This is a genomic window from Streptomyces sp. NPDC034086 (genome assembly GCF_055575515.1).
This window is the reverse complement of the sequence record NZ_JBVISM010000001.1, coordinates 482,558-505,954: the sequence shown is the minus strand read 5'-3', so window position 1 is coordinate 505,954 and position 23,397 is coordinate 482,558. Positions and strand designations below refer to the sequence as shown.

The following is a 23,397-nucleotide window of genomic DNA, read 5'->3' as shown; positions in this document are numbered from 1 at the left end:
CGCCGGCTACTTGAGGAGGCGGGAGAGCCTGCGGTCCGCGAGCGGCTTGCCCCCGGTCTGGCAGGTCGGGCAGTACTGGAGCGAGGAGTCCGCGAAGGACACCGAGCGGACGGTGTCCCCGCACACCGGGCACGGTTCGCCGTCCCGGCCGTGGACCCGCAGCCCGCTCTTCTTCTCGGCCTTCAGCTCCCCGGCGGCCAGTCCGTGCGCCCGCTCGACGGCGGCCCGCAGGGTGTCCCGCACGGCCCCGTGGAGGTGGGTGACCTGCTCCTCGTCGAAGGAGGCCGCCAGCTTGAACGGCGAGACCCGGGCGGCGTGCAGGATCTCGTCGCTGTACGCGTTGCCGATGCCGGCGATCACGCTCTGGTCGCGGAGCACGCCCTTGATCTGCCGCCGCTCCCCGGCCAGCAGGGCCGCGAAGGCCTCGCGGTCGAAGTCCTCGGCGAGCGGGTCGGGGCCGAGCCGGGCGATGCCCGGAACCTCCTGGGGGTCGCGCACGACGTGGACGGCCAGGCGTTTCTGGGTGCCGGCCTCGGTGAGGTCGAAGCCGCCGCCGCCCTCCAGCGCCAGGCGCAGCGCGAGCGGTCCCTTGCCGGGCCGGGGCGGCCGGTCGGGGAGGGTCTCCCGCCAGTGCAGCCAGCCGGCCCGGGCCAGGTGGGTGACCAGGTGCAGGTCGCCGATCCGCAGGTCGAGGAACTTGCCGTACCGGGCCACCGGCCCGGCGGGCTGTCCCTCGAGGGCGGTCGGGGGAGGGTCGTACGTCTTGAGCACGCTGACCGCGAGCGGGAGGACGCGTTCGACCACCCGCCCGGCGAGGTGTTCGTCGAGGAACTCCCTCAGGGCCTCGACCTCCGGCAGTTCGGGCACCTTCCCAGCCTCCCGCCCCGGCCCGCGCCCCGCGACCGGAGCCGCCGCGCGGCTACGCCATCACGAACTCGCACCACACGCACTTGCCGCTGCCCCGGGACTCCACGCCCCAGACGTCCGCCAGCCGGTCCACCAGCATCAGGCCCCGCCCCGACACCCCGGCGTCCCCCGCCTCGCGGCGGCGCGGGAGCGCGCTGGAGCGGTCCTCGACCTCCACCCGCAGCCGCCGCTGCGGGCCGGCCAGCACGCGCAGGGTCACGATGGCGGGGCCGTCCGTGTGCATCAGGGCGTTCACGATCAGCTCGTCGGCGACGAGTTCGATCTCGTCGGCCCGGTCCCGCGCGCCCCAGGAACGGACCGCCGCGCCGATCATGTGCCGGGCGGCGACGAGCGCCTCCGGGTCCCCGGGAGCCACGTGCTGCTGGAGCCGGCCGCCGCCGGGCCGGGGGTCCTCACCGTGGCGGCGCAGGAGGAGCAGGGCCATGTCGTCGTCGCCGCCCCGGTCGTCGACCACCTCGCACAGCCGGTCGGCGAGCCGCTGGAGGTCGGCGGGACCGCCCCGGACCAGGGAGGTCAGCAGGCGGACGCCGTCGTCCAGGTCGGCGCCGGGCTGTTCCACCAGCCCGTCGGTGCACAGCAGGAGCGTTTCCCCGGGGTCCAGCTCCACGGTCGTCACGGGGTACTCCAGCCGGCCGAACTCCGCCGAGAGGCCGAGCGGCATCCCGCCCTCCACCGGCAGTCGGCGGCACTCCCCCTCGCGGGTGCGCAGCAGCGGGTCGAGGTGGCCGGCGCGCACCAGCTGGAGCACGCCGGTGGAGAGGTCGGCCTCCACGTAGGTGCAGGTGGCGAAGCGGTCGGTGTCCAGTTCGTGCAGGAAGACCGAGGCCCGGGCCATCACGGTGCCCGGGGAGTGGCCCTCGGCGGCGTAGGCGCGCAGCACGATGCGCAGCTGGCCCATCACGGCCGCCGCGTGGGTGTCGTGTCCCTGGACGTCGCCGATGACGGCGCCGACCCGGCCTCCGGGCAGCGGGATGACGTCGTACCAGTCCCCGCCGATGTCCTGGCCCATCCGGGCGGACCGGTAGCGCACGGCGATCTCCGCGCCGGGGACGGACGGGATCCGGCGGGGCAGCATGGCCTGCTGGAGGCCCTCGGCCAGGTCGTGTTCCTGTTCCAGCAGCATGGCGCGCTGGAGGCTCTGCGCGATGCTGCTGCCCAGGGCGACCAGCAGGTTCCGTTCGTCCTGGCTGAAGCCGTCCTTGTCCTGGTAGAGCAGCCCGATGGCGCCGATCGGCCGGGCCTGCGCGATCAGGGGCAGGTAGGCGGCGGCCGATATGTTCATGTCCGAGATCTTCGACCAGAGGTCCGGGTATCCCTCGGCGAACTCCTCGGCCGAGTCGAGGAAGCGGGGCTGGAGCGAGCGGACGACCTCGCTCATCGGGTACTGCTCGTCCACGCGGGTGTAGCGGGTGCCGGGCACGAAGCTGTCGGCGGGGCCCTCGGCCACCAGGTGGATCCGGCCCGCCTCGACCAGCCCCATGACCATGCCCATGGAGCCGAGCCGTTCCAGGCCGTGGGCGTCGCCGATGACGTCGATGACGTCGCGTACGGTCCGGGCGTGGGCGAGTGCGGCGGTGGTGCTCTCCACGACGGAGGTCTGGCGCCGGCGCTCCTCGTCGAGCCCGAGGCGCTCGGCGGAGTGGCTCAGTTCCTCGGTCGCGTCGCGGACGATGCCGATGATCCGGTACGGGCGGCCGTCGCCGCCGCGCATGACCCGGCCCTGGGTGTGGGTCCAGCGCAGGTTCCCGTCGCGGCAGCGGATGCGGAAGTACGCGCCGTACGTGTCGACGCCGCTCTTGAGGGCGCTGGAGACGAGGGCGTCGAGCCGGGTGGACTCGGCGGGCGGGACGCGCGGGGAGAGCGACTCCGGGCGTCCGTCGTACTCGTCCGGGGTCGTGTCGAAGACGTCGAGGGCCGCCGCGTCCATGTGCATGAGTCCGGTGACCAGGTCCCAGTCGAAACTGCCCATCCGGTTCAGTGACAGGGACCGGTCCGCGTGTGCGGGCCAGTCCTCCGGCAGCGATACGGTGCTCGGCACCGGTCCACCATGACACAGCGGCTCGTCAGGCGCTCTCCAGGTAGGCGGGCTGGCCGGTCTCCCGCCGTCCGTCGGGCGGGCCGTCGGGCGGGCCGTCGGGGGCGACGGGATCGGCGGGGTCGGCCGGGTCCGGGGGCAGGGCCGGCTCGTCGCCGGTGCCCGGGCCGTCGTCCGGGGTCAGGGACAGCCCCGGGTCGGGCGCGCCGGTGCCGGGGAGGTCGCGCGGGAGGTCACCGTCCGCTTCGGGCGGGGTGGCGGCGGGGCCGTCGGACGGGGGCAGGCCGCCGCTCGGCGGGTCCTGCGGCGAGGCGGGCGCGCGCGGCACGGTACCCGCCCCGGGCGGGCAGGGGGAGGCCGGCGGGGCGGGCGGGTCGGCGGGCACCGCGAAGGGGGCGCCGGAGGGCGGGGCCGACGGCGGGTTCGGAGGGGTGGTGCGGGAGGGGCCGTTGGGGTCCGCGGGGGCGCAGGGGTCGGCGGGCGGGTCCTCGGGCGGGGTGGCGGGGGCGTCGGGGATGCCGCCGGCGGGGTCGTAGGGGGGCGGCACCCTCGGGGGCTTGTCCTGGGCCCCGTCGTCGCCGGCCTTCCGTTCGATCCAGGTGTTGTCGGCGATGTTCACGATGACCAGCCGGTTGATCGTCTGGATGGTCGGCTCGATGACGATGACCTGGGTGGGCTGGTAGCCGTTCCACCGGTCGCCCTTGAGGACGGGACTCCCCTTGGGGGCGCGCGGCGGACCGAGGGGGTTGCCGCAGGCGCAGCGGACCCGGGGCATCCCGTGGTCGTCGACGAGGACGGCCGTGCCGGCCTGGAGCACGGCCTGGTAGCCGTCGGCCCGGCCGTCGTGGAAGCCGTGGTTGGTGACGCGGGTGTCGGCGCGCAGGACGACCGGGGTGAGGGCGCGCAGGAAATCGGGGACCTTCTCCTGTTCGATGCCGGTGGCCTGGGCGAAGGAGCGGGCCTTGGCGTCGTCGGAGGTGAGGAAGGCGACCTGGCGTTCCACGTCGCAGCTGCCGAGCCGGCTGGTTCCGCCGTAGAGGCCGGGGGTGGCGGCGCCGACCGTGCGGATGCCCCGGCCGCCCGGGTTGGGCAGCGGGGGCTGGACGGGGGCCGACTCGGCGGTGGCGGAGGAGGGGGTGAAGGGGTCCGGTCCGGCGGCTCCGACGGGCTGGAGGGTGAGCGCCTGGCTTTCGGGGGCCGGCCCCTTGGTCTGTTCGGGGCCTGCCCCGCCGCAGCCGGCGGCGATCAGGGAGAGGAGGGCCAGGAAGACCGTACGGGCCGGTACGTGACGGCGCGGTGCCTGACGGCGCGGTGCCTGACGGGATGTCGGTACGGGCACGTCGTTCAGGTCGTTCACGCTGCTCTCCCTTTTCGCCCCGGTTGCTGCCTCCTGTCTGCCGCATGTCCCCGGGCGCCGCAACCGGAGCGCCGGGCCGCCGGCCCCGGGCCCGGCCGGTCCGGCCGCCGGCCCCGGGCCCGGCCGGTCCGGCCGCCGGCCCCGGGCCCGGCCGGTCCGGCCGCGGGGCCGGGGCCGGGGCTGGCCGGTGGACGCGCTCGAAGCCCGGACGGCCCGCCCCCCCGGCCCGCCGGGGGGGCGGCGCGGCCGCGCGGGACGGACGGGCCGGGCCGATACTGGAGGCGATGGACTGGTTCACCGCACCCGGCTACTGGCTGAGCCGGCTGGTCTTCCAGCGGGCCCTGGCCGGTGTCTACGTCTTCGCCTTCCTCGGGGCCGCCCTGCAGTTCCGGGCCCTGATCGGGGAGCACGGCATGCTGCCCGTCCCGCGCTACGTGCGGTACGTGCCCTTCCGGCACGCCCCGAGCCTGTTCCAACTGCGCTACTCGGACCGGCTCTTCGCCTGCTGCGCCTGGGGCGGGGCGGCCCTGGCCGCCGCCCTCGCCGCCGGGGCCGGGGACCTGGTGCCGCTGGGCGCCGCCATGGGGATGTGGGCGGTGCTGTGGCTGCTGTACCTGTCGATCGTCAACGTGGGCCAGACCTGGTACTCGTTCGGCTGGGAATCCCTGCTGCTGGAGGTCGGCTTCCTCGCCGTCTTCCTCGGCAACGCCCGGACCGGGCCGCCCGTGCTGGTGCTGTGGCTGCTGCGGTGGGTGCTGTTCCGGGTGGAATTCGGCGCGGGGCTGATCAAGATGCGCGGCGACGCCTGCTGGCGCCGGCTGACCTGCCTCTACTACCACCACGAGACGCAGCCGATGCCGGGCCCGCTGAGCTGGTTCTTCCACCGTCTGCCGAAGCCGCTGCACCGGGTGGAGTGCGCGGCGAACCACTTCACGCAACTGGTGCTCCCGGTCCTGCTGTTCACTCCGCAGCCGGTGGCCTCGTACGCGGCCGGGATCATCGTGGCGACCCAGCTGTGGCTGGTGCTGTCCGGCAACTTCGCCTGGCTGAACTGGCTGACGATCACCCTCGCCCTGTCGGCGGTGGACTTCACCGGGCTCGCCGGTCCCCCGCCCGCCGCCGCCTCGCGGGGCGCGCCCGTCTGGTACGCGGTCCTGGTGTGCGCCGTGACCGTGCTGGTGCTGGTGCTGAGCCGCGGACCCGTGGCCAACCTGGTCTCGCGCCGCCAGGTGATGAACCGCTCCTTCGACTCCCTGCACCTGGTCAACACGTACGGGGCCTTCGGCACCGTCGGCCGCACCCGCGACGAGGTGGTGGTCGAGGGCACCGCCGACCGCGTCCCCCACGAGGACGGCGACTGGCGCGAGTACGGCTTCCGGGGCAAGCCGGGCGAACCGCGCCGGATGCCGCGCCAGTTCGCCCCGTACCACCTGCGGCTCGACTGGCTGATGTGGTTCGCGGCCCTCTCGCCCGCCTATGCGCGGGACTGGTTCGGGCCGTTCGTGGAGCGGCTGCTGGCGGGCGACCGGGACACACTGCGGCTGATCCGCCACAATCCCTTCCCGGACGCCCCGCCCCGTTTCGTACGGGCCAGGCTGTACCGCTACCGGTTCACCACCTGGCGGGAGCTGCGCGAGACGGGCGCCTGGTGGCACCGCCGGCCGGTACGCGAGTACCTGCCGCCGACGCGTCTCGCGGAAGCCTCCTCCTCAGAGCCCGAGTAGCGCCGCCTCGCGTTCCGGGGAGATCCCCTTCTCCGGACGGTCGGGGCGCTGCGGGGCGACTCCGCCGATCGACCGGAGCCAGGCCCAGGTGTCGGCGACGGTCTCCTCGACCGGCCGGCAGACGAGGCCCGCCTCGAGGGCCCTGGTGACGTCGGCGCCGAACATGTAGTCGTGCAGCTCGCCTTCCGGGAGCCAGATGGGCAGTTCGGTCCAGGGCTCGATCCCCGCCTCCAGGATCACGGCCGGGTCGGTCCAGCGCGGGTCGAGCGCGGTGCCGGTGGCGGCGGCACAGGCGTCCAGGAGGCCGCCCATGGTGGCGTGGCCGGCCGGCGAGACCAGGTTGTGGGCCCCGCCGCGGCCGGCCTCGGACGCGTCCAGGGTCCAGCGCGCGAGGTCGCGTACGTCGATGTACTGGAGCGGCAGCTCGCGGGGGCCCGGAGCGAGGAGGGGGCCGCCCCGGGCGACCCGGTTCAGCCACCAGGGCAGCCGGCCGACGTTCTCGTACGGGCCGAGGATCAGCCCGGCGCGCACGAGCAGCGCGCGGTCGCCGAAGGCGTCCAGGGCGGCGAGTTCCGCGCCCCGCTTGTCCTCGGCGTAGGCGGTGGAGCCGGCGTCGGGCGAGCCCTCGACCAGCGGGCCGTCCTCCGCGAGGCCGGCCGGGGCGGGGAAGGCGTGCACCGAGCGGCTGGAGATGTACGTGTACCGGCCGACGCGGTCCGCCAGCAGGCGGGCACTGTCGCGGACGGCCGTGGGGGCGCCGCCCCAGGTGTCCACGACGAGGTCCCACTCCCCCTCGGCGAGGGCGGCGGGCCCTCCGGGGGCGGTGCGGTCGCCGTGGAGCACGGAGGCTCCGGGCGGGGGCGCGTGGTGTCCCCGGTGGAAGACGGTGACGTCCCAGCCACGTTCCAGGGCGTCTTCGGTGATCGCGCGGCCGACGAATTCGGTGCCGCCCAGCATCAGGAGTCTCATGCGTCCGACCCTGCCCGGTGCGGCGGGACGGGAGAAGGCGTGATCGCCGACAGCGATGACGCTGACGGCGTAGGGCCGGCGGGAACCGGCGGGCGGGGGCCTGCGGGCGTGCCGCGCCCCCGTCGCCGTGGGGCGCGGGGGCGGGACGGGGACGGGGATCCGGCCCGGGGGCCGGATCCCGTGCGTCGTCAGTCGATGCCGGGCAGGATGTGCGGCTCCGCCAGGTCGTCCTCGTAGCCCGCCAGCCGGATGGGTGCGGACCGGGCCCAGACCTCGAGGCTGCCGAGTTCGTCGGACCGCGTGCTCGTGCCCGGCCCCCGTCCCGTGCGTTCCAGAGTCGGTTCGGGCTTCTTCGTCTCAGTCACCGCGCACTCCCTGTGTGTCGCGTAACCCGGCGGGCGGGGCCGCGCGCCGGGTAGGAGGGAAATCAGATGGTCGTCCGGACGCGGTGGCGCCGTGGTGGAGCGGCGCCCGGGTGGGGCACCTTGCGCCTTAGGGTACACATATGAGCGGGGGTCCGCTCGATGGAACGGTAAAATCCGCGCCGGACCGGTCGTTTTTCGCCCCGGTTCCCGGACGTCATACGCCGGCACGCGCACCGGGCCGATCTGCTCGGCGGCGGTGGCGCGTGCGCGCGGACGGCGCGGTGAGCCGGTGCGGCTATGTCGGGGTTGCCCACGGTCGACAGTGTCGGCGAGCCGGGGGAACCCGCGCACGCCCACCGGGGCGGCCAGGCGCCCGGAACGGCGTCCCGGCCGCCCCGCCGGGCGGCCGGGAGGGCCGGTGACCACTGCGGGAACCGGCCGCCGCCGGGCCGGTGGAAGCCCGTACGGGGTTCGCCCGTACGAGTGAGGGGCCGGCCGTCTCGTCGAGACGGCCGGCCCCTCAGGGGTGTTCGGGAGGCGGGTGCCTACCAGTTGGCGGGGGCGTAGTCCTTCAGGAAGACCCCGTACAGGTCGTCACCGGCCTCGCCCCGGACGATCGGGTCGTAGACGCGCGCGGCGCCGTCGACCAGGTCGAGGGGCGCGTGGAAGCCCTCCTCGGCGAGGCGCAGCTTGTCGAAGTGCGGGCGCTCGTCGGTGATCCAGCCCGTGTCGACCGAGGTCATCAGGATCCGGTCGGTCTGGAACATCTCCTGGCCGCTGGTCCGCGTGACCATGTTCATCGCGGCCTTGGCGGCATTGGTGTTCGGGTGCCCGGCGCCCTTGTAGCCGCGGCTGAACACGCCCTCCATCGCGGAGACGTTGACGACGTACGCACGCCCGCTGGACGCCTTGCGGGCGGCCTCCGCCATGGCCGGGCGCAGGGCGCTGATCAGGATGAACGGCGACGTGTAGTTGCACAGCTGGGTCTCGAGCAGCTCGACCGGGGAGATCTGGTCGATGGTCTGCACCCAGGTGTTGCTCTCGACGACGTCGGGCAGCAGGCCGCCCGCGTCGATGGCGGTGCCGGCGAGGTGCCGCTCCAGGCTGGCGTTGCCCGCGACCAGGGCGAGGTCGGCGACCTTCTGCGCCTCGAGCCCACTCACGCCGACGGGCAGCGCCGCCAGGCCGTCGACCGCGCCGGAGTTGAAGGCGCCGATGACGTGGTGGGCGGGGAGCTCGCCGGCGGGGAGCGGGGCGCTCTCCCCCTCGACCAGCGCGGCGTACGCGGTGGGCAGGCGGCGGACCGTCTGCGTCGCGTTGTTGATCAGGATGTCGAGCGGACCCGCCTCGGCCACCTGCTCGGCGAGCGCCACGGACTGGCCCGGGTCGCGCAGGTCGATGCCGACGACCTCGAGGCGGTGCAGCCAGTCCGCCGAGTCCTCCATCGCCTTGAAGCGGCGGATGGCGTCCTTGGGGAAACGGGTGGTGATCGTGGTGTGCGCGCCGTCGCGCAGCAGGCGCAGCGCGATGTACATGCCGATCTTGGCCCGGCCGCCGGTGAGCAGCGCGCGCTTGCCCGTGAGGTCGGCGCGGGCCTCCCGCTTGGTGCGGTTCTCGACGGCGCAGGCCGGGCAGAGCTGGTGGTAGAAGTAGTCGACCTCGACGTACCGCGTCTTGCAGACGTAGCAGGAGCGCGGGCGCTGGAGTATCCCGGCGATCCGGCCGGCCTCGGTCACGGAGGAGGGCAGGATGCCCTCCGTCTCGTCGTCGATGCGCTCGGCGGAGCCGGTCGCGGTCGCCTCGGTGACGGCCCGGTCGTTGGCGGTCTTGGCCGCGCGGCGCTCCTGGCGGCGGCGCTGCTTCACCGTCCGGTAGATGCCGGCGGTGGCACGGCGTACGGTGATGGCGTCGGGGTGGTCGACGTCGATCTTGTCGAGCTCGTCGAGCACGCTGAGGCAGACGGCGAGGCGCTCGGGGTCGATGCCCGGCCCGTGTGCGTGGTTGTCTTCGGTCACCGTCATGGCCGCTGCCGTTCCTTGCTCGCTCGTCCGCGTCCGCCTGCTGCGGAAGTCCTCAAAACCGCAACTGTACGGATCCGACACGCCCGGGACCAAACCCGTGCCCGCCGGCTTCACCGACCGCGAGCCGCCTGTCACGGTATGGAGGGGATCAAGCGGCTTCGTCCCCGTCGTGCGGCTTGCGCGTACTCCCGCTGGTGTATGTCAGGAGGATGACTCGGCCCGCGATCAAGAGTCCTCCGGGCGGATGAAGAGCGCCTTCCGTTGGGGCATGGTGGATCTCATGAGTGCCCTGGCCCTGTCGGTTCTGCTCTGCCTGGTCTCCGCCGTCGCCTACGCGGCGGGCGCGATCGTCCAGGAACAGGTCGCGGCGAGTTCGCCGGACCGTCCCAGCGCCCCGCTGCGCCGTGCGGGCTGGTGGGCGGCGGTCGCGCTGAACGGTCTCGGCGCACTGCTGCACGTGGTGGCGCTGGCGTACGGGCCGCTGAGCCTGGTGCAGCCGCTCGGCGCGCTGACCATCGTGTTCGCGCTTCCCATGGCGGCCGTCCTGGTACGGCGCCGGGCGGGCGCGGCGGCGTGGCGCGGGGCGCTGCTGGCGACGGCGGGCCTGGCCGGGCTGCTCGCCCTGACGGGCGGGGACGGCCGCGGGGACCAGGCCCTCTCGGACGGTGAGCGGAGCCTGCTGCTGACGGTGACGGCGGCCGGGGCGGCGGCGCTCGTCCTGGCGTCGGGGCGGATGCGGCGGGCGGTGCTGCGCAGCGTGCTGCTGGCCGCGGCGGCCGGTACCGCCTTCGGGATGGGCTCCGTGTTCACGAAGTCGGTGGCCGAGGGCGTCTCCCCCGGGGCGCCGGGCTCGCTGTGGCCGGACCTCGCGATGATCGCCGTGCTGGCGGCGGGCGGGCTGCTGCTCTCCCAGGCCGCCTACCGGGGGGCGGGGCTGACCGCCCCCCTGGCCACGGTGACCGTCGTCAACCCGGTGGTCGCCGCCGCGGTCGGGATCTCGTTGTTCGACGAGGGCTTCCGGTACGGGACCGCCGGGGCGGTCGCGGCGCTGGCGAGCGGCGCCGTGGCGGCGGCCGGCCTGGTCCTGCTCACGGCCGTGCCGCCGCACCTGCGGGGGTCAGATCCCGACGCCCTTGCCCCGGAGGTACTTCAGCGGGTCGATGTCGGAGCCGTAGCCGGGTCCAGTGCGCATCTCGAAGTGCAGGTGCGGCCCGCTGGAGTTGCCGGTCGAGCCGGAGCGGCCGATCCGCTGGCCCCCGGAGACCTGCTGGCCGGCCTTGACGCCGAGCGCGGACAGGTGGGCGTACTGCGAGTAGCGGCCGTCGGCGTGCTTGATGACGACCTGGTAGCCGTACGCCCCGGCCCAGCCGGCCGACTGGACCGTGCCGGGTCCGACGGCCTTGACGCTGGTGCCGGTGGGCACCGGGAAGTCGACGCCCGTGTGGTAGCCGCTGGACCAGGAGGACCCCGCGACGCGGTAGGCGGTGCCGATGCCGGAGTCGACGGGCGAGGTGAAGGCGCCGCCTACCGCGGCGGGCTTCTGCTCCGCTGAGACGGGCTTGCCGGCGGGCTTCGCGGCCGGCTCGGTCCTGGGCTTGGACGTCTCGGCGGGCTTCGGCTTCTCGGCCGGTTTGGCCTGCTCGGGCTTCTGCTGTCCGGGCTTGGCCTGTTCGGGCTTGGGCGCGGCCGGTTCCACGGGCTTGACCGGCTCGGCGGTGCGCGGCGGCTTCTCGGGGTTCTGGGCGGGCGGGGCGGTGGTGATCCGGAGGGTGAGCCGCTGGCCCGGGAAGATCAGGTTCGGGTTGCCGCCGACGGTCGACCGGTTCGTCTCGTACAGGGCCTGCCAGCCGCCCTCCACGTGCCGCTCGGAGGCGATGGTCGACAGGGAGTCCCCGGGGGCGACGACGTAGGGGTTCGGCAGGACGGAGGTCCCGGTCGGGCTGGGCGTGCTGACGGGGGCGCCGGTGGTGGCCTTGGTCGGCTGGATCCGGTCCTTGGGCGCCTGCCCGCGCGGCGGCTTCGCCTGCGCGGGGAGTGTGGCGGGCACGGCGCCGGTCTGCGGGGCGGCCGCGCTGCGGCTGAGTCCGGCCTGGGGCCCGCAGGCGGGCCACGCCTTGGGCCCCTGCCCCTTGAGCACCTTCTCGGCGACCGCGATCTGCTGGTCCCTGGTGGCCAGGTCGGCCCGGGGGGCGAATGCGGTACCGCCGAACTCGCGCCAGGTGCTCTGGCTGAACTGGAGGCCGCCGTAGTAGCCGTTCCCGGTGTTGGTCTTCCAGTTGTTGGTGGACTCGCAGGCGGCGACCTTGTTCCAGGTGTCCACGGAGGCGGCCTGCGCGTCCACCGCTCCCACGAGGGGGAGCGCGATGCCGGCGCCGCCGGCGGTGACGGCGAGCGAGGCCCGGTTGATGCTGCTCGGCTGGTACCGGCGGTGCCGGCCCCGTACACCCATGGGAGCCCCCCTGGAAGACATCAGGAACCGCACAACCTAACGGCGGCCCCATGGTCTGACAAGGGCGACAACCAGCCGTCACGCGACGCGAGTTGACGCTCCCGCGAAGGGGCGGCCCCGGCCGTCGCGCACCGGGGCGGGGGGCTGCGGGGGGCGATGGCCCCTACCGGGTCCGGCGGCTCGCCACCGCCACCGACCTGGCCAGGGCGGTCGGGGAACGCGGATGCGGGGCGTTCCGTCGGCGCGGAGGGCACCCGCGCCTTGCTCCTCCGGGAGTACGCGGGCGGGGGCCGCGAGACGGGAGCCGACCGGCCGCGTCTTTCGGACACCACCGGCCCGCCGGGCCGCGGCCGGCGCCGTCACGGCGCGGATCCCGGCATGGGCGTGGCGCCGCGCGGAGGGCCCTGCCCCGGCCCGGTCGGCCCGCGGGCACGGACGCGCCGGCTCCCGGCCGGACAGGGCCAGGCCCGCGGGCGCGCGGCTGGGCCGCGTACGGGCCCGGCGGGGTCACCGTACGGGGCCTCCCGCGCGCCCGGCCCTCAGCTCATCGGTCCCGGCTGCGGGATCGGCGCGGGCCCCGGGGGCGGGGGCACGGGGTCGGGCTCGGGAACCGGCCCGGGTACCGGCGGCACGGGGCGCGGCACCGGCTCCGGGTCGGGCAGCGGCGGGAACGGGTTCGGGCCCGGCCCGGGGTCCGGTACGGGCGGCTGCGTCTGCTCAAGTTTGCGCACCATACCGCCCACCTTCCCCCGATCTCAGCCGGTACGCCCCCCGGCGAGGGCGGCGGCCAGTCCCGCCGCCGGGCTGGACAGCACCGGGACGCGGGTCCGTACGAGGGCGGCGGCCCCGGCCATGGACACCTGGGCCAGCACGATGACGTCGGCGTCCGTGACGGCGTCCACGGCCTCGGCGACCGCGGCGAGGTATCCGTCCTCGTCCCCGGCCGCGAACCGCTCCCAGGCGCCCGGCACCACCCGGCTGCGCACGGCCCGCGCCCCCTCCTCGGCCAGCAGGGCCGCGGTCGGTGCCAGGGTCGACTCCACCGAGGCCAGCACGACGATCCGCGGCCCCTTCCGTACGGCCTCGGCGGCCATCGGCCGGTCCACCCGGAGCACCGGGAACCCGAGCCCGGGGGCCAGCGCCTCCGCGACGCCCCCGATGCTCGAGCAGGTGACCAGCACGGGCCCGCCGCACTCCGCCAGCACGGCCCGCACCTCGGCCTCCACCGCCTCCGGCCCCCGCTCCCGGGCCATGTCCAGCAGCTCGGGAACCACCAGGTGCCGCAGGACGGCCCCGGGGTGCTCGCGTTCGCGCAGCGCCTCGAAGACCGGGACGTGCACCGGGGAGGTGTGCAGCAGCGTCAGCCCGCTCACCACAGGCCGGCGTCCCGCTCCAGCTGCGCCCGGGCCGCCTCGACGACGGCCGCCGGTGCCCCGGGCGCCTGCTCGGGATGCCGGCCGGCCCAGCTCGCCGCGTACGGGCAGAGCGGCACGACGGGCACCCCCTGCGCCGCGGCGAGCCCGTAGAACCCCTGCACGAGCTCCCCGCCGATGCCCCGGCCCTCCTGCCCCGGCTCCACGACGGTGTGCACCGCCACCAGGGCGTGGGGCTCCGCCGCGAGTACGAAGTACGCGACGAAACCGACCACCCTCCGGTCCTCGACGGCCAGCAGCCGCCCGGCCTTCCGCTCGTCCACCAGCTCGATCGCCACGGCCCCGCTCCTCCGGCTCAGACGGCCACGGAGTGCGGGCTGCGCTCCTGGTCGGTACCGGGCACCGGGGCGGACGGGTCCGACCCCAGCTCGACGATCCTGTTGTCGCCGTCCACGTGCACGACGCGCGGCTCGAGCGCCCGCGCCTCGGCGTCGTCGACCTGGGCGTAGCTGATGAGGATCACCAGGTCCCCGGGGTACACGAGATGCGCGGCGGCCCCGTTGATCCCGATGACCCCGGATCCCCGCTCCCCCTCGATGACGTACGTCTCGAGCCGCGCCCCGTTGGTGATGTCCACGATGTGGACGAGCTCACCGGGCAGCAGGTCGGCGGCGTCGAGCAGGTCGGCGTCGATGGTCACGGAGCCCACGTAGTGCAGGTCGGCCTGCGTCACGGTGGCACGGTGGATCTTGGACTTGAACATGGTGCGCAGCATGCGGCTACTCCTGGTGTGTCTGCTCCCTGCCTGCTCATTGCAGGTCAAGGGCGGTCCCCGCAGGTTACAACCATTCGCGTGTCCGGTCAGCTGTCCCCCAGGTCTTTCCGGACCCGCGCCGACCGGCCGCCGGAGGCGGGCCCCGACCGCTCCGCCCCGCCGACCGCTCCGCCCCGCCGCCCGGGCCGGCGAGCTCCTTCACGTTCCTCGTCGGCGCCCAGCGGGCGATCGTGCCCGGAGACGCCGGAGGCCCGAGCCGGGTGCGGGGAGCCGTGAGCAGCAAGCTGCTGAATGCGGTCGAATCCACGCACGTGCGGGGTGCGTCATGGCGCCGATCGATCAACTCTGGGCCCAGATCGATCAACGGAGACTTCCGTTCCAGTCAAGGCCACCTGGCGTACCCGAACTGACTATGCTCGCCTCGCGTGTTGCACCGCACTCACCGTGAGTGGACCGTCGCACTGCGCGCAGACGGAGCCCGGCCGCGGGAGGCGTGACCACCGATGCGATCTCGAACCGCCCCGTCGGGCGCACCCATTGCACCGTCTTTGCCCGGTCGAGCGAAGTCCCGACCTTTCTTGTCGGCATACCGCATCACGCCCAGTCCACTGTTTCCAGACTGTTTAGGGACCCTTCGATGGTTCGTGCAGGTTCGACCCCGAGAGCACTGCCACGTGCAGTGGCTCCCGCATGGCTCATCCCCCCTGGTGTACTGGCCGGGGCCTGCGTCCTGGCGGTGATCTCCGTCTCCGCGCAGATACGCACGCCGGTTGCCTGGTGCGGTGTCGTCGCGGTCCTCCTGACGGCCGTCACCTCGGCCGAGACGGCGCGCCGGACGCGCTCGGCGGAGGCGGACCGCTCCGCACGGGCAAACGCCGAGGTGCAGCGGCACTACGCGCAACGCGAGACCGTGCTGCTCGCGCGCCTGTCCGACCAGCGGGCCACCACGGTGTGGCTCGCCGAGGAGCTCCTTCCCGCGGCCGTCGCCCGCCTGCAGAAGGGGGAGCCCCCTTCGGAGATCCTGCGGTCCGTCCCGTTCGGGGAACATCTCGACAGCGAGTTCGCCGAAGCGCTCCGGGCGGCTCTGCGTACGCTCCTGGAAGCCGTGGACGCCGAGGAACGCACACGGGACTCGTCGCAGCGGGCCCTGGTGGCCATCGCCCGGCGGGTCCAGGCGATCGTGCACCAACTCGCCAAGGACCTGCGGGACATGCAGATCCTGCACGGTACGGACGTGGTGGTCTCCCACGGCCTCCAGGACATCGACCACCGCAACGCCCTGATCGGGCGCCTCGCGGCCAGCATCGCGGTACTCGGTGACGCCCGGCCCGGGCGCCAGTGGTCGAAGGCGATCCCCCTCTACGACATCGTGCGAGGGGCCATGTCACGCATCGTGGACTATCCCCGCGTGAAGCTGCAGTCGGTGACCGAGGTGGCCGTGATCGGCCAGGGAGCCGAGCCGCTGATCCACCTGCTCGCCGAACTGCTCGACAACGCCACGACCTTCTCACCGCCGCACGCCCCGGTCGAGGTGACCGCGAGCGAGGTGCCCTCCGGTGTCGCGATCGAGATCGAGGACCGCGGCGTCGGGCTCACCGAAGAGGCCCGCGAGCGCATCGACCGCGTCATGGCCCAGGCGTCATCCGGCATGGACCTGGCCGACCTGGGCGAGGCGACGCAGCTCGGCCTGCCCGTCGTCAGCAGGCTGGCCCGCGAGCACGGCCTCGACGTCGACCTGCGCACCTCCGCGTACGGAGGCGTGCGGGCCGTCGTACTCGTTCCGCGGCGCCTGATCACCACGGTCCAGCAGCCCGCCCCGAGAGTCCACCAGTTCACGCCGAGGCCCACGGGCGCACCGGCCATGCCGAGGCCGACGATGACGCGCGATGCCGCAGCGGATTCCGCCGAGACCGCGAAGACGGTGAACGGACTGCCCCAGCGGCGGCGCGAGTCACCCGTCCCCACGCCGGTCGTGCGCACGGCCCCCCATCCGCCGGCCGCTCCGGCCGCCACCCCGGGAACCGCCGACGCGCCCCGCCGGCCGGGCCTGATGTGGGAGGCGTTCAGCGGCGAGAAGAGGCCGGGTACGCGCCCTTCCATCCGAACCACCGAGCCATCAGACGAGGGTGAGTAACCGTGCCGCCACTGCCCAACATGGACTGGATGCTCAAGGAGCTGGCAACCAGCGTCCCGTACGTGCGACACGTGGTCGTGCTCTCGTCGGACGGCCTGTGCATCGGTCAAGCGAACACGGAGCCCGACACCGCCGACGCGATCGCCGCCGCCTGCTCGGGAATCCACAGCCTGGCGAAGGCCATCGCACAGAAGTTCCCGCACGGGGACGGCTCGACCCACATGGTGGGAATCGAAGTCGACGGCGGGTACTTCTCCCTCATGGCGGCCGGTCCCGGGGCCTCCCTCGCGGTGCTGGCCGACGCGGAGGTGGACGCGGGCCTGCTGGGTGACCGCATGCGCACGCTGGTGGTACGGATCGGCCAACACATGACCAGCCCGCCCCGTGAGGACGTCGGGCAGGCGATGTGACGCCACAGAACCAGCAGGCGTGGGACGAAGGCAGTCCCGTGCCGCTCTACGTCATCTCCGGTGGCCCGGGCTCCTCTGCCAAAGCCTTCAACCTGGTCACCCTCATCTCGTCGAGGTCCGCACCCGAACCCGGTATGCAGCCCGAGCAGGCGGCCATCCTCGCCATGTGCCAGTACCCGCTGTCGGTGGCCGAGATCTCCGCGTACCTCAGCCTGCCGTTCAGCGTCATCACGGTGCTGCTCTCCAAGCTCGTGGACAGCGAGCGGGTGCAGGCCACCGCTCCCGTACCCGTCGCGGCGGTGCCCGAACTCGGCCTTCTGGAGGCGGTGATCCATGGACTACGCAGGCTCTGACGCTTCCGCCGCCGGCCCCCGCCGCTCGGACGTGCTGCTGCCGCACGGCGCCAGGGGGGTCAAGGTGGTGATCGTCGGCGGCTTCGGGGTGGGCAAGACGACGATGGTCGGGGCGGTGAGCGAGATCCCGCCCCTGACCACCGAGGAAACCATGACCCAGGCCGGCGTCGGGATCGACCACAACCCCGGTGCCGCACACAAGAACACCACGACCGTCGCCCTGGACTTCGGCCGCATCAGCATCAACGAGGAGCTGATCCTCTACCTCTTCGGAACGCCGGGACAGGAACGCTTCTGGTTCCTGTGGAACGGCATCTTCGAAGGCGCGCTCGGCGCCGTGGTCCTCGTCGACACCCGGAGGATCGAAGTCTGTTTCGAGATCATCACCCGTCTGGAAGACCGCCGCGTTCCCTTCGTCGTGGCCGTCAACACCTTCCCCGAGGCGCCGCAGCACCCGGTACCCGCCCTGCGTACCGCTCTGGCGCTCAACGAATCGGTGCCCATCATCACGTGCGACGCGCGGGACCGGTCGTCCAGCCGCGACGCCCTGCTCTCGCTGATGGGCTACCTGTGCACCCTCGCCGCCGCTCAGGAGTCCGTATGACCGTCCCGCCCGCCGACCACACCACCACGGAACCGGCGCTGACCCCGCCCCCGGGCTGCCCGGCGCACACCGCCACGGGGCCCTACGCGGCGACCCCGCTCTGGGGCGCCGCGGCCGAGACCGACCCCATGGGCCTGTACGAGAAGCTGCGTGCCGCCCACGGTCCGGTGGCGCCCGTCCTGCTCGACGGGGACGTACGCGCCTGGCTCGTCCTGGGATACGTCGAGAACCGTGACGTGGCCAGCCGCTCCACCCAGTTCTCCCGCGACCCGCGCACCTGGCACGGCTGGACGAGCGGCGAGATCGACGCCGCCACCTCGCCACTGGTGCCGATGATCGGCTGGCGGCCCGACTGCGTGTGCGCGGACGGCGAGGAGCACCAGCGCCTGCGGGGCGCGGTCACGGCCGGCCTCAACCAGTTCGACCAACGCGGGATCCGCCGCCACATCACCCGCTTCGCGCACCAGCTGGTCGATGACTTCTGCGGAGCGGGCAGGGCGGAGCTGGTCGGTCAGTTCACCGAGCACCTGCCCATGCTCGTGCTCACCCACCTGCTCGGGATGCCGGACGAGTACGGTCCCAAGCTGGTGCACGCCGCCCGGGACCTCTTCAAGGGCACCGAGACGTCGCTCGCGAGCAACGCCTACGTGCTGGAGACCCTCGAGCAGCTCGTCGTCACCAAGCGCGCCCTGCCCGGGCCGGACATCGCGTCCGTGCTGATGGCCCACCCGGCCGGCCTCACGGACGAGGAGGTGCAGCACCACCTGCGCCTCATCCTGCTCGCGGGCTATGAGACGACCGCCAATCTCATGTCCAACGTCCTGCGCATGGTGGTCACCGACCCGCGGTTCCGCGGGTCGCTGGCCGGCGGCCAGATGACCTTGCCGGAGGCAGTGGAGCAGGTGCTCTGGGACGAGCCACCGCTGATGGTGTGCCCCGGCCGCTGGGCCACCGGTGACACCTCCCTCGGAGGACAGGAGATCAAGGCGGGGGACATGCTCCTGCTGGGCCTGGCCGCCGGGAACGTCGATCCCGTGGTCCGCCCCGACCCCTCGACCCGCGTGCACCACAACCGCGCGCACCTGTCCTTCAGCGCCGGCGCGCACGAGTGCCCCGGCCAGGACATCGGCCGTGTCATCGCCGACACCGGCATCGACATCCTGCTCACCCGGCTCCCCGACATCAGCCTGGCCGTATCCGAGGAGGAGCTCACCTGGCGTTCCTCCACCTGGTCCCGGCACCTGACGGCGCTGCCCGTGAAGTTCGCGTCCCGCAGTCCGGAGGCCCATGACGTCCTGACACCGCTGCCGGCCGCGCCCCCGCCGAGCACCGGAGTTCCGGCGGCGCCCCCATCGCCGGCCCCCGAGGGCGAGTCGTCGCGCCCGGCCGAACCGCGCACCTCGTGGTGGGCCCGGCTGAGGTGGTTCCTGCGGGGGCTGTAGGACGTGGCTGCCGTACCGGGGCCGTGCACCGCGGCCGCGGGACTGCCGGACGCGCGGGCCGGCAGTCCCCTCCGGACCGGGCGTGCGCCGGCCGCGTGCTCGTACCGTCAGGCGGGGCTGCCGAGTCGGGGGCGGCCGGGCAGGAGACCGTCCGCCGGAGCGTAGCGGGGCGCCCCGCTGTACCACGCGTGGAGGCCGGACAGGAAGCTGCGGGCTCCCCGGAGCCACACCTCGAACTCGGTCCGTTCGGCCTGGTTCAGCCCGGCCCGCTGGACGACCGGGGGCAGTTCGCACCGTGTGAGGTGCTCGAAGTGGCGCAGCCGGGCGGTCACCAGATCGGCGGCCGCGTGCATCGCCTCCTGGACCGTGAGGCTCAGGGACGTCTGGAGGACTATGACGAGGTTGTTGACGTCGTGTTCGTCATCGACCTCCCGCTGGTAGGAGGCTATGTCGTTCGCCATTCCCATGTAGTCCATGAAGGCGTCGAGCAGTGCGCGGACGGCGCGGCTGTGCCGGATCCGCTCGGGGATCCGTGCGCCGGTGGCGAGTTCGACGGAGTAGGGGGCGGTATAGGCGGCGAAGCTCTCACGGCGGAACTGGGCGTACTCGATGAGGTCCGGGACGCGGCCGGCGCGGCTGTTGGCCAGTTCCTGGACTCCCGCGTCGATGTAGCGTGCCAGGGCGCGGTTGAGCCCCTGCCGCCAGTGCGCCATTCTCGGCGGGAACAGGCGTTGCTGGAGGTAGGCCATGCCCCTTTCGACGGCATTGGCCGGCTCCGGCAGCCGGGCGCCCGGCTCCGGCGGCACGAAGGCGTGGAGGCGGGCGGTGAAGGCCTGTGCGCCGGTGAGGTCACCGGTCCGTTTGAAGGCGGAGGCGAAGTAGTCGTCCCAGGCCAGCGCCCAGAGGTTGAGCCGGTGATTGAGCCGGAGGTCGGTGAGCGAGGCGTCGGGGAGGGCCCAGGCGGTCAGCTGGTCGACGGCCATGGCGTGGAACTGGGACGGGGTCCAGACGGCCCGGCGGGCCGACGGTGCTTCGCCGCCGTCCAGCATGCCCATCTCCCGCGCCCACGTCTCGGTCTCGGCGCGCAGGGCCGGCAGGTGCGGATTCGACCGCACCGGGTACGGCATCCGCAGTATGGGCAGCTTGACGGCCTGCACGGTCATGAGTTCCCTGCCTCCCTTTCGGCGCGTCTCGGCGGTGCGGGGACCGGACGAGGACCACGCACGTCCGTCCCCGGGACTCGGTTCCTCCCTCCGGGACGGCCCCTGGGCTGACGGTCCACTGCTGCCACGGGGACGGGCGCCGAGCGTTCCCGCCCTCAGGTGCTCCAAAACGTGCGCCGACCCCGGCCCATCCGCAACCCCGTCGTGCTCTCCTCGGTCCACGATTTGAGCCGGTTTACGGGGAATGAAACGATCTTTCTGGGTCAACTTGGCTCAAATTCGATCCAGAAGTGAGCCATGATCCACCAGTGACCGTCGTACGGACCGGACCTCACGGACGTGTGGCCCGGCATGCCCGGGGAAGCCTCTGAGCCGGTGGATACGGGAGGGGGCCCTGTGGCGGACGTCGACGTGGTGGTCGTGGGCGCGGGAGTGCTGGGCAGGTCGGTCGCGTACGCGCTGGCGTGCGCGGAGCCCGGGCTGCGGATCGTGGTGTCGGGGCAGCGCGGCCCGGGCGCCTCGCAGGCGGCCGGGGCGATGCTCGGGGTGCTGGGCGAGGTGACGGCGGCCGCACTGCGGACCCGGCACGGCGAACAGCGCCTGGGGATGGCCGTGGAGGCCGCCGCGCGCTGGCCGGCCTGGCGCGGGGCCGTGCGCACGCGCGCCGGGGACGCGGCGCCCTCCGACGGCTACGGGGCGGGAACCCACATCCTGCTCAACGCGGCCTCCGGGCCGCTCGACGAGGACGCGTTCGAGGCGATCCGTACGGCCGGGAGCCGCTACGGACTGCCCGTCGAGGACCACGCCGTCACCGACGTACCCGGGTACCGCCCGCTGCCCAACGACCGGGCGCTGCGGGCCCTCTTCCTGCCGCAGGAGCGGTTCCTGGACGCGCGCCGCTGGCTGCTGACCCTGGACGCGGCGCTCCAGGCGCTGCCGCACGTGCGCCGCGTCGGGGCCGGACGACTGCGCGCCCACGGCTCCGCGTACGAACTCCGCACCTCCGAGGGCACGTTCGGTGCCGGCCGGGCCGTGGTGGCGGCCGGCGCGTGGACCAGCGCCCTCCTGGACCGCGTCGACCCCGACCTGCCCGTCCTGCCCGTGGTCTCGGCCGAAGGCACCGCCGTCACCCTCCGCCCCGACAGCCGGGTGCCCCCCGTCGTCCTGCGCACGCCCAACCGCGCGTACGCGTGCGGCCTCCACGCCGTCCCGCAGGCCGACGGCACCTGGTACCTCGGTGCTTCCGCCGCTCCGTCCCTCCAGCCCGGCGCCGCCCCGACCGCCGGCGCCCTGCGCTTCCTCCTCGACGCGGGCCTCGGCCAACTGCACCACGGCCTCGCGGGCGCCAGGGTCGAGCGGGTCCACCACGGGAACCGCCCGGTGGGGCTCGACGGCCACCCCCTCCTCGGGAACGCCGGACGTCCCGGCCTGTGGGTGGCCACCGGCACGCACCGCGACGGCCTGCACGCCTCGCCCCTGATCGCCCAGGAACTCGCCGCCGAGATCCTGCACGGCACTCCGAGCCCCTGGCTGGCGCCGTGGAAACCGGACCGCGAGCCGATCACCGACTGGACGGCCGCCGACGCCGTCGAGGAAGCGGCCGCCCATCACGCGGCGCTCGCCTCCGAGTCCCGCATGCGCCCGCCCCTGACCGGCGACTGGCCCGGTCTGCTGACCGACGCCTACCGCCGGCTCATGGAACAGACGTACGCGCGGATGCCCGACGGCTACGTGCTGCCCCCGGAGCTCGCGCCACTCGGCTACGAACACGGCCCCGCGCTCGCGAAGCTCGTCCAGTGCCACCTCGACCGGCTGGCGGGCCGGCCTTCCCGGACCGCACGGCCCTCCTCCCGGACCTGACCGAACGCGCGCCGATGCGGGGCCCGTTCAGGAAAATGTGCGGTTTCGGTGCGGTCTCGCGGATATTTTTGCGGTGATCCATTGACCGGGGCTGAGGAGCCCGGCTAGAAAGATCACGATCAGGACCGCGACCACCCGTCCGGTCCGTCCAGCGCTGCCCGGGGGATTTCGCTTTGCCGCACACAGATGCACTCCGTCCTGCCCGCGTCCTCGTGGTCGAACCGGCCTCCTCCGGGGGCGCCACCCTGATCGGCGTCGCGGCCGAGATGGGGCTGCGGGTCGTCGTCGCCACCGCCGATTCCGGCGACCGCCGGCTCTCGGACGCCGTCCGCGCGGCGGCCGACTCGGTGCTGACGGTGGAGACCAACGACCAGGCCGCACTCGAAGAGGCGGTGCTCGCACGGCACCGGGCCGAGCCGTTCGAGGCGGTGCTGCCGGGCTCCGACATCTACGTGACGGCAACCGCGCGCGTCGCCGCGGCACTGGGCCTGCCCGGCCTGCCCGTCGCGACCGTCGACCGGGTCCGGGACAAGAGCGTCATGCGGGCCGCCGTGGCGGAGGCCGGGCTGCGCACTCCGCGCTTCGCCCAGGCCACCGACGACGCCGAACTGCGCGCCGCGGCCGAACGGGTCGGCTTCCCCTGCGTGCTGAAGCCGGTCGCCTGCTCCGGCAGCATCCACGTCAGCCGCGCCGACGACCTCGACCAGCTCACCGCCGCGTTCCAGCGGCTCGTGACCGACCCGGAGCCCGACATGGGCAAGCTGCACGAGCACCGGGTGCTCGTCGAGGAGTACGTGCGGGGGCCCGAGTTCAGCGCCGACGGTTACGTCCTGGAGACCGGCGAGGTCACCGTCGTCGCCCTCAGCCGCACGCTGCTCGGCCCCGAGCCCGACTTCGTGGAGCTGGGCCACCTCACCCCGGCACTGGTCGACGACGCCACCCTGAAGAGCGTCGAGGCGTACGTCGCCGACGTCGTCCGCGCCGTCGGCATCACCAGCGGCCCGTTCCACTGCGAACTGCGCCTGGCCGCCGACGGTCCGGTGCTCATCGAGATCGGCGCCCGGCTGCCGGGCGACCGGATCGTGGAGCTGCTGCGGCTCGTGACCGGCGTCAGCCTGCCCAGGGTGGCCGTCGCGCTCGCGCTCGGCGTCGGCCTGGAGGAGGCCGGTGCCTTCGCGCGGCCGCAGGCCGAGAGCGCCGGCATCCGCTTCTTCTCCGCCGCGGGCCGCTCCTCGTACCGGGAACTCACCGGCTGGCCGGAGCTGGAGGCGCTGCCCGAAGTCACCGAGACCGCCGTGTACTTCGCGCCGGGCGAGACCATCCCGGGCGTCGAGGACTGCCGCTCGCGCCTGGGACACGCCCTGTTCACCGCCGACTCGCCGCAGGGCGCCCTCGACCGCTGGCAGGCGCTCGGCGACCTCGTCGTCCCGGCCTGA

At 73.9% G+C, this 23,397-nt stretch carries 19 protein-coding genes and 1 pseudogene; 9 read left to right on the top strand and 11 right to left on the bottom strand.

Annotation, left to right across the window (positions count from 1 at the left end; genetic code table 11):
• Window positions 1-6: 6 nt before the first annotated feature.
• The 3 genes from ACZ514_RS02300 to ACZ514_RS02290 are packed head-to-tail and all read right to left on the bottom strand — an operon-like array spanning window position 7 to window position 4,319.
• On the bottom strand, window positions 7-867 hold the full coding sequence (locus ACZ514_RS02300) for an Fpg/Nei family DNA glycosylase (RefSeq protein WP_468695174.1): 861 nt from the start codon (window positions 865-867) through the stop codon (window positions 7-9).
• A gap of 52 nt (window positions 868-919) precedes the next feature.
• Window positions 920-2,983, bottom strand: coding sequence for a SpoIIE family protein phosphatase (locus ACZ514_RS02295; RefSeq protein WP_468163347.1), 2,064 nt, complete (start codon window positions 2,981-2,983; stop codon window positions 920-922).
• Between the two features lie 7 nt (window positions 2,984-2,990).
• Entirely contained in the window at window positions 2,991-4,319 is a 1,329-nt protein-coding gene (locus ACZ514_RS02290) for a DUF6777 domain-containing protein (protein WP_469123863.1), read from the bottom strand.
• A gap of 284 nt (window positions 4,320-4,603) precedes the next feature.
• On the opposite strand from ACZ514_RS02290, the gene ACZ514_RS02285 reads away from it, so the two are divergent.
• The gene (locus ACZ514_RS02285; RefSeq protein ID WP_469123862.1) at window positions 4,604-6,043 is read left to right on the top strand and encodes a lipase maturation factor family protein; all 1,440 of its coding nucleotides are present in this window, start codon (window positions 4,604-4,606) and stop codon (window positions 6,041-6,043) included.
• On the opposite strand, the gene ACZ514_RS02280 is transcribed toward ACZ514_RS02285, so the two are convergent.
• From ACZ514_RS02280 to ACZ514_RS02270, 3 genes are all read right to left on the bottom strand, one after another.
• Window positions 6,029-7,012 (bottom strand): NAD-dependent epimerase/dehydratase family protein, encoded by a 984-nt coding sequence (locus tag ACZ514_RS02280; protein WP_469123861.1) that lies wholly within the window; start codon window positions 7,010-7,012, stop codon window positions 6,029-6,031. The genes ACZ514_RS02285 and ACZ514_RS02280 overlap by 15 nt on opposite strands.
• Before the next feature lie 188 nt (window positions 7,013-7,200).
• Complete coding sequence (locus tag ACZ514_RS02275; RefSeq protein WP_467884491.1) at window positions 7,201-7,377, bottom strand: hypothetical protein; 177 nt, start codon at window positions 7,375-7,377, stop codon at window positions 7,201-7,203.
• Window positions 7,378-7,922: 545 nt separating this feature from the next.
• Window positions 7,923-9,398, bottom strand: coding sequence for an SDR family NAD(P)-dependent oxidoreductase (locus ACZ514_RS02270; RefSeq protein WP_468163043.1), 1,476 nt, complete (start codon window positions 9,396-9,398; stop codon window positions 7,923-7,925).
• On the opposite strand from ACZ514_RS02270, the pseudogene ACZ514_RS02265 reads away from it, so the two are divergent.
• Window positions 9,280-10,413, top strand: a pseudogene (locus tag ACZ514_RS02265) (DMT family transporter); the annotation flags it as partial. The gene ACZ514_RS02270 and the pseudogene ACZ514_RS02265 overlap by 119 nt on opposite strands.
• 102 nt (window positions 10,414-10,515) lie before the next feature.
• Here the strand turns inward: ACZ514_RS02265 and ACZ514_RS02260 are convergent.
• The 4 genes from ACZ514_RS02260 to panD form a co-directional block, all read right to left on the bottom strand.
• Entirely contained in the window at window positions 10,516-11,847 is a 1,332-nt protein-coding gene (locus ACZ514_RS02260) for a transglycosylase family protein (RefSeq protein ID WP_469123860.1), read from the bottom strand.
• Between the two features lie 755 nt (window positions 11,848-12,602).
• A complete protein-coding gene (locus tag ACZ514_RS02255) occupies window positions 12,603-13,223 on the bottom strand; it encodes an arylsulfatase (RefSeq protein ID WP_469123859.1) in 621 nt (206 codons plus the stop codon).
• Entirely contained in the window at window positions 13,217-13,558 is a 342-nt protein-coding gene (locus tag ACZ514_RS02250; RefSeq protein WP_468163049.1) for a GNAT family N-acetyltransferase, read from the bottom strand. Before ACZ514_RS02250 ends, ACZ514_RS02255 begins: the two co-directional genes overlap by 7 nt.
• A 17-nt stretch (window positions 13,559-13,575) precedes the next feature.
• Window positions 13,576-13,995 (bottom strand): aspartate 1-decarboxylase, encoded by a 420-nt coding sequence (gene panD / locus ACZ514_RS02245; RefSeq protein ID WP_469123858.1) that lies wholly within the window; start codon window positions 13,993-13,995, stop codon window positions 13,576-13,578.
• 736 nt (window positions 13,996-14,731) lie between these two features.
• Here panD and ACZ514_RS02240 point away from each other — a divergent pair.
• The 5 genes from ACZ514_RS02240 to ACZ514_RS02220 are packed head-to-tail and all read left to right on the top strand — an operon-like array spanning window position 14,732 to window position 18,938.
• Complete coding sequence (locus tag ACZ514_RS02240) at window positions 14,732-16,129, top strand: ATP-binding protein (protein ID WP_468163053.1); 1,398 nt, start codon at window positions 14,732-14,734, stop codon at window positions 16,127-16,129.
• Between the two features lie 20 nt (window positions 16,130-16,149).
• Window positions 16,150-16,539, top strand: coding sequence for a roadblock/LC7 domain-containing protein (locus tag ACZ514_RS02235; RefSeq protein WP_468163349.1), 390 nt, complete (start codon window positions 16,150-16,152; stop codon window positions 16,537-16,539).
• Complete coding sequence (locus tag ACZ514_RS02230; RefSeq protein ID WP_468695233.1) at window positions 16,536-16,892, top strand: DUF742 domain-containing protein; 357 nt, start codon at window positions 16,536-16,538, stop codon at window positions 16,890-16,892. The genes ACZ514_RS02235 and ACZ514_RS02230 overlap by 4 nt, the downstream gene beginning before the upstream one ends.
• Window positions 16,873-17,496, top strand: a complete 624-nt coding sequence (locus tag ACZ514_RS02225) for a GTP-binding protein (protein ID WP_468163057.1) — start codon at window positions 16,873-16,875, stop codon at window positions 17,494-17,496. The genes ACZ514_RS02230 and ACZ514_RS02225 overlap by 20 nt, the downstream gene beginning before the upstream one ends.
• Window positions 17,493-18,938 carry a cytochrome P450 gene (locus ACZ514_RS02220; RefSeq protein ID WP_469123857.1) on the top strand — a complete coding sequence of 482 codons (1,446 nt, stop codon included), beginning with the start codon at window positions 17,493-17,495 and terminating at the stop codon, window positions 18,936-18,938. The genes ACZ514_RS02225 and ACZ514_RS02220 overlap by 4 nt, the downstream gene beginning before the upstream one ends.
• Before the next feature lie 107 nt (window positions 18,939-19,045).
• On the opposite strand, the gene ACZ514_RS02215 is transcribed toward ACZ514_RS02220, so the two are convergent.
• Window positions 19,046-20,101 (bottom strand): terpene synthase family protein, encoded by a 1,056-nt coding sequence (locus ACZ514_RS02215; protein ID WP_469123856.1) that lies wholly within the window; start codon window positions 20,099-20,101, stop codon window positions 19,046-19,048.
• Window positions 20,102-20,497: 396 nt separating this feature from the next.
• On the opposite strand from ACZ514_RS02215, the gene ACZ514_RS02210 reads away from it, so the two are divergent.
• Together ACZ514_RS02210 and ACZ514_RS02205 are read left to right on the top strand one after the other, a co-directional pair.
• On the top strand, window positions 20,498-21,961 hold the full coding sequence (locus tag ACZ514_RS02210; protein ID WP_469123855.1) for an NAD(P)/FAD-dependent oxidoreductase: 1,464 nt from the start codon (window positions 20,498-20,500) through the stop codon (window positions 21,959-21,961).
• Between the two features lie 173 nt (window positions 21,962-22,134).
• Entirely contained in the window at window positions 22,135-23,397 is a 1,263-nt protein-coding gene (locus tag ACZ514_RS02205; RefSeq protein ID WP_468163065.1) for an ATP-grasp domain-containing protein, read from the top strand.

What these genes read in the sequence shown, in the direction of transcription:
- ACZ514_RS02285 (WP_469123862.1), top strand. Translation starts at nt 4,604, where the DNA reads ATGGACTGGTTCACCGCACCCGGCTACTGGCTGAGCCGGCTGGTCTTC.
- ACZ514_RS02280 (WP_469123861.1), bottom strand. Translation starts at nt 7,012, where the DNA reads ATGAGACTCCTGATGCTGGGCGGCACCGAATTCGTCGGCCGCGCGATC.
- ACZ514_RS02270 (WP_468163043.1), bottom strand. Translation starts at nt 9,398, where the DNA reads ATGACGGTGACCGAAGACAACCACGCACACGGGCCGGGCATCGACCCC.
- ACZ514_RS02260 (WP_469123860.1), bottom strand. Translation starts at nt 11,847, where the DNA reads ATGGGTGTACGGGGCCGGCACCGCCGGTACCAGCCGAGCAGCATCAAC.
- panD (WP_469123858.1), bottom strand. Translation starts at nt 13,995, where the DNA reads ATGCTGCGCACCATGTTCAAGTCCAAGATCCACCGTGCCACCGTGACG.
- ACZ514_RS02235 (WP_468163349.1), top strand. Translation starts at nt 16,150, where the DNA reads ATGGACTGGATGCTCAAGGAGCTGGCAACCAGCGTCCCGTACGTGCGA.
- ACZ514_RS02225 (WP_468163057.1), top strand. Translation starts at nt 16,873, where the DNA reads ATGGACTACGCAGGCTCTGACGCTTCCGCCGCCGGCCCCCGCCGCTCG.
- ACZ514_RS02220 (WP_469123857.1), top strand. Translation starts at nt 17,493, where the DNA reads ATGACCGTCCCGCCCGCCGACCACACCACCACGGAACCGGCGCTGACC.
- ACZ514_RS02215 (WP_469123856.1), bottom strand. Translation starts at nt 20,101, where the DNA reads ATGACCGTGCAGGCCGTCAAGCTGCCCATACTGCGGATGCCGTACCCG.